The organism is Comamonas composti DSM 21721 (assembly GCF_000429845.1).
Taxonomy (GTDB): Bacteria; Pseudomonadota; Gammaproteobacteria; order Burkholderiales; family Burkholderiaceae_C; genus Comamonas; species Comamonas composti.
The window spans coordinates 1-6,129 of the sequence record NZ_AUCQ01000048.1 but is presented as its reverse complement, the minus strand read 5'-3'; the positions used below and the strand labels follow the sequence as shown (position 1 = coordinate 6,129).

Here is a 6,129-nt window from a genome sequence, read left to right as displayed (position 1 = left end):
GAAACAAGCGGCCGACCTGCACGAAAGCCTGGCCGAGCTGGCCCAGCAGCACAAGGCGCAAGAGCAGGAGCCCAAACAGCAGCAAGCCCTGGTCAGCGCCGAGCTGCAGATGCAGCACACGCAAATCCAGGGTGAGCCTCAAAGCGCGGGCAGTGACGACAGCCCAAGCTTTCCCGAACTGCAGGCGCCGCATCTGGTGCTTTCCAGCCCCGCAGGCATAGAGGCGACGACCGAGCAAAGCGCCCATATTGCGGCCAATGCGCATGTGGCCATCACCAGCGGGCAGCACACCACGCTGGCCGTGGGCCGGGGCTTGTTTGCGGCGGTCAAGGACCGCATCAGCCTGTTTGTGCACCAGGCGGGCATGAAGTTGATAGCGGCCAGCGGCAAGGTGGAGATACAGGCGCAGAGCGACAACGTGGAGATCGTGGCCAAGAAAGTCGTGGAGCTGCTGTCCACGCAGGACTGGGTGCGCATCACGGGCAAGAAAGGTGTGCTCATCAATGGCGAGGGCAGCTATATCAAGCTCACGGCTGCGGGCATAGAGCATGGCACCACGGGGACTTGGGTGGCACACGCGGCTTCGCATTCCATGGTGGGACCACGCAGCCAGGGGCCCCGGACCTTGCCCATGCCACGCAAGAATGGCAAGGGGCAGCTGGAACTGTGGAACCGGTATTTTGAGAATGCAGAAAAAGAAGGCTTCAAAGGCGCTGAATATGTGGTCACGGATGCCGCAGGCCAGACCATCAAGGGCGAGCTCGATGCCAAAGGCCATGCCCAGGTCAGTGGCCTGGCCGTGGGTGGTGCCAAGGTGGAGCTTGGTCCCGATCCCCGAAGTCCCTGGGACGAGGCCAATTACTACCGCAAGGTCAAGTGGCCCTCGGAATCGGATGCCTCGGCAGGCCTGCAGCCCGATCCAGCTGCCGTAGCGCTGAGCGAAACCATGCAAAAGGCCATGGCCCAGGCGACGCCATTGCTTGGGGCCGTAGGTCAGGGCGGACAGGCCCTGGGGCAGATCGCAGGTCTGGCCGGGCTTGCCGGAGCTGCCGGGCAGATCGCAGCGGGCGCACAACTTGGTGCGCAACTGGCCAGCATGTCCGCGGCCGGCTTGGCTCAGCAAGCCTTGCAGACAACAGGCCAGACCTCGGCCGCTCAGGTCTTGGACCAGGGGCTGAGCATGGCTGGTTTGCCTGCTTTGGGTGGCCTTTCGCCCGGGCCTATGACCACGCCCATGACCACGCCTATTGCCGGCCCTATCAGTCCTATGAGCCCTGCCGGCCCCAGGCCCTCGGTGTTGCTGCCCCCGGGCATTGCTTCCTGAATCTGAATCAGCCTGCCTGCCGGCCTGGAGGAAGAAAAGAGGCCGGTAGTCACTTTAGCCCGTAAGGGCATGGACAAAAAACCTACGAGGTTCTTGCGTGACAGCATCCACCGAAGATCCCAAGCGGCAAGCTGCCGCGCAAAAGGCTGCCGAGAAAGAAGAAGCCGTTGTTCCTTTGAGCCTGATCACCCAGGAGGATGTGAGTGCAGGCAAGAAAAAGCTTGATGACTGGTTGAAGAGCATCTCGGGCGGGGTGTTGACGCTGGATTGGCTGGAACGTGCGCTCAATGTGATACCGGTGGTGAGCAACGTCATGGCGGCGGGCTCGTTGATCTACAGCATTCTTGAGCTGGTCCAGCAAAAGACCAATAGCGCGCTGGAGAAAGTGCTGGCCTGGGTCAATATCGCGATTGACCTGGTAGGACTGGTGCCGATACCTGGTAGTGGCCCGGCCCGTGTAAGCCTGCGCGGTCTGGTGCGCTACCTCAAGGGCAGCTTGCGCAGCGCCAAGGACCAGCTGACCAACTCCATCATCACGGTGATAGAGAACCACGTCAGTGCCACGCTGGCCGGGGACCTGGAGAAGTTCGTTGCCGAGGCCCAGCCCAAGCTCAATGAGTTTCTGGACAAAGGCAGGCAACTGCTCAGCGATGTGCTGGGAAAGATCATCGGCTTCTTGCAGCGTGCCCCTTCGGGCCAGGCCATAGAGCCCGTGGCTTATCAGAGCATGGAGCCGTACGAGCCCGTCAAGATTGGGAGGTTCAGCCTGCCCAGCTGGAAGTCGGTCAAAGATGCCGGCAAGGTCGCCGCGCAAAACACCGGCATTACAGCCATCAATGCCAATATTGCTGCCGCCAACAAGGCCATTGAGTTGGTGGCCGACACCGCTGTGGGAGCTCAGGCCATAGGCAGCCTGAGTGCCAGCCTCAGTGATCTTAAAAACAGCGCAGACAGCGCCCTGGCCCTGCAAAAAAGCACCCAGGAGTTTGGCTCCATTGCCTGGCTTCTGAACACCTTGCTACAAGCGCTCAAGGGCCGAAAAAAGAACAGATCAGCCATGGTTTCGGACAAGAGTACGGCCAAGGCAAGCTCCAATGCTCAGGGGCAGCACAATGAAACACAGGGCATCCAAACCCAAGGGGGGAAAGACGGCAACTGCTGCAAGCAGGGGGTGGCTGCAAAAACAACTGGCAGCATCAGCTACGCCACGGGCAGCGAAACCATAGTCCATACCGACTTTGAGTTGCCAGGCCTCATGCCGATTGTGTGGAGCCGTACCTATTACAGCCGTCTGGGCGCGTATGACCCGCCGCAAATCGGTGGCACTGCAGCACCTGCCTATCTTGGGGCCCGCTGGATCACGCCCTACACCACGCGCATAGACCAGCTCGCCGATGGCAGCTTGCTCTACCACGGCGCTGATGGCCGCAGCCATGAGTTTCCGGCGCTTAAAGCTCCTGCTGGCAGCAAGCCAGGCCAAAGCCATACCAATGGCATAGAAAACCTGACCCTGGCCCGCGCCAGCCAAAACGTCTTGGTGCTGGGCTTTGGCCAGGACTACGCCGAGACCTTTGAGCTGGTGCCCGAGCCTCAGGCTGATGGCCGCTCCAAGACGCTTCGTAATCCACTTCGCCACTACCGTCTGGTAGCGCAAAGCAATGCCCTGGGCCTGCGCACCGAACTGCAATACCGCCACCCCCAGGGCCAGTTGTCGGACATTCTGAGTGGCGAACTCCATGTCTGCACGGGACTTGATCCCCAAGGCCGCATCCAAAGCCTGTGGCAGGTCGAGGACGGCAAGGCTCAGCGCCAGTTGGCCGCCTATGAATACCAGGAGCAGGCAGATGGCAGCAGCGATTTGATCGCTGCTGAGGACGAGCACCAGCAAGCCTGGAGCTATACCTATCTGACTCAGAGTGGGGGACAGCAAAGCACCTCACAAAGCACCCATTTGCTGGAGCGCTATAGCGACCGCACAGGCCGCAGCATGCATCTGCAATGGGTGCACAAGGACGGCTTTGAAACCCAGGCCCCCATCACGGCCCAGGACAGCCACCTGGCCCGGGCCTGGCATGAGCGGGCCGATGACGGCAGTTTTGAAATCAGCGTCATCGCCAATAACAACATCCGCATGACCACCGTCATCGACGCCCTGGGTGCAGAGACGGTGTACTACTTCGATGCCCAGGGCTATGTCTACCGCATCGTCCACCCCAGAGTGACCGATGCCCAAGGCCTGCGCTATACCTACGAAGAATGGTTTTACCGCGACGCCAACAAAAACATCACCCAGCATGTGCTGCCCAGCGGCGAGCAGGAATATTTTGAGTGGGATGGGCACAGCAATCTGCTCACACACACCCAGGCCGATGGCGCCACCATCCACTACGAATATGACGAGCAAGACCACCTCATAGGCATTGCCGACGGCGAAGGCCAGCACTGGAAGCGGGTCTACACCGGAGCCCTGCTGACCGAAGAAACCGACCCACTGGGCCACACCACCCAGTACGCCTACAACAAGGCCGGCCTGCCCACGCAAATCACCGATGCCAAGGGCGGCGTCAAACAGCTGGCCTATAACAGCGCAGGCCAGCTGACGGCCTATACCGACTGCTCGGGCCAGACCAGCCAGTGGCAGTACGACGCGCTGGGCCAGCTCATCGCCAGCCAAGACGCCGCAGGCCACAGCACCCGCTACGCCTACGACAAGGGCCAGCTAAGCCAGATCACCGCCCCCGACGGCAGCCAGCAGCAGCTCAGCTACGACGCCGAAGGCCGGCTGCTGGAACACCGTGATGCCCTGGGCCGCAGCACGCGCTATGACTACACCCAGGCCGGCTTGATTGCAGGGCGCACCGACGCCCTGGGCCAGCACATAGGCTACCAGTGGGACAAAACCGGGCGCCTCACGGCCCTGGCCAATGAAAACGCCCAAACCCACAGCTTTGCCTACGACCCGCTGGGCAAGCTGCTCAAGGAAGTGCACTTTGACGGCATCGCCACTCACTACCACTATGCTCCCGAGAGCGGCGTGCTCAGCGAGGTGCGCCAAGGCCTCAGCAGCAGCCTGCTGGCGTTTGACGCCCTGGGCCGGTTGATCGAGCGCAAGACCGGCTTGCTCCAACCTGTGCAAGAGAAGGATGCCGCAGGCAATCTGTACACCGCACAGCGCGTAGAGCCAAGCAGCATCAGCACCGACAGCTATGCTTATGATGGCAACGGCCAGCTGGTGCAGGCCCGCAACCAGCACATCCAGCTGCAATGGATGTATGACGCAGCAGGGCGCCTGAGCACCGAGCACCACCACTACAGCAACGAAGACGGCAACAGCAGCACCGCAGTCTGGCGGCATGAATACGACGAGCTGGGCAACCGCATTGCCACCACCCGGCCCGACGGCCAGCACATCCAGTGGCTGAACTATGGATCAGGCCATATCCACGGCCTGCTGCTCAATGGCGAAGAACAAATCGCCTACGAGCGAGATGCCCTGCACCGCGAGGTACAACGCCACCAGGCCAACCAGTTGCAGCACAGTCAGCAATGGGATGCGCTGGGCAGGCTGCAGGCCCAGACCTTGAGCCGTGCACAGCCTGCAAGCGGAGCAGGAGCCAGCGCAATGCCCCAAGGCAACATCGCCAGCCTGCACATCCAGCGCCAATACCGCTACGACCAGGCCGGCCAGCTCACGGGCATTGCCGACAGCCGCCGGGGCGCTATCCAGTACAAATACGACCCCGTGGGCCGGCTCATTGAAGCGGCCAGCCAGCTGGGCCAGGAGCTGTTTGCGTTTGACCCGGCCAGCAACATCCTGGACGGCAACTCCAACAGCGGAACAAGCCACGCAGCCAGCAGCAACGCCATTGCAGCCGGTGACGGCAGCAGCCGCCAGGGCCACAGCTATAACAATCTGAGCGGCCCGCGCTTGCTGAATAACCTTCTGCAGCACTATGCGGGCACGCATTACCGCTATGACGAGCGTGGCAACCTGATCGAGCGCATCCACAACGGCATCACCACCAGCTTCCAGTGGAATGGCGCCAACCAAATGGTGCAAAGCCGCCAGGGTGAACACAGCACCCATTACCGCTACGACCCATTAGGCCGGCGCATGGCCAAGCTGAGAGAAAGCGCTCTGAACCCCGGCCACAGCCAGCGCACGCTCTACGGCTGGGATGGCGACCAGCTCGCCTGGGAAAGCACAGAAAACCGGCTGACGCTCCAGGCCCAACAGCAGCTACGCAATCTGCGTGCAGCGGGCCGCACTACCGAGCTGCCTCACCACAGCGGCACCACACACTACATCTTTGAGCCGGGCAGCTTTGTGCCGGTGCTGCAAGCCCGCAGCAGCCAGCCCATGCACAACAGCCTGCTGCAGCGGCCCAAGGACTACACCCAGCACTACACCGACGCCCAGGGCCAGTACAGCATCGATGCTGACCCGCTGTTCAACGGCAGCTTCCAACCGGGCCACCACGGAGCCGAGCTGCACAGCATCTGCCACTACCAGTGCGACCACCTGGGCACGCCCATGGAGCTGACCAACGCGCAAGGCCAGCTGGCCTGGAGCGCGGAATACAAGGCCTGGGGTGAGGCCAAGGTGCAGGCGCTGTGGGCCGCAGGGAGAGCTGGTGCAAGTTCAGCCCAGCAGGTGCGCAATCACTTGCGGTTTCAGGGGCAGTATTTTGATGAAGAGACCGGGCTGCATTACAACCGCTTCCGGTATTACGATCCGCATTGTGGGCGGTTTGTGAGTCGGGATCCGATTGGGCTGGCTGGAGGCATTAATTTTCATCGATATG

The 6,129-nt window shown here is 61.6% G+C and carries 2 protein-coding genes; both read left to right on the top strand.

The window, feature by feature from the left end; translation table 11 throughout:
• A partial coding sequence (locus G486_RS0116740; protein ID WP_027016567.1) for a DUF2345 domain-containing protein occupies positions 1-1,324 on the top strand: 1,324 nt, incomplete at its 5' end.
• 97 nt (positions 1,325-1,421) lie between these two features.
• Positions 1,422-6,129: RHS repeat-associated core domain-containing protein (locus tag G486_RS22670; protein ID WP_034388204.1), on the top strand; the 4,708-nt coding region annotated here is incomplete at its 3' end.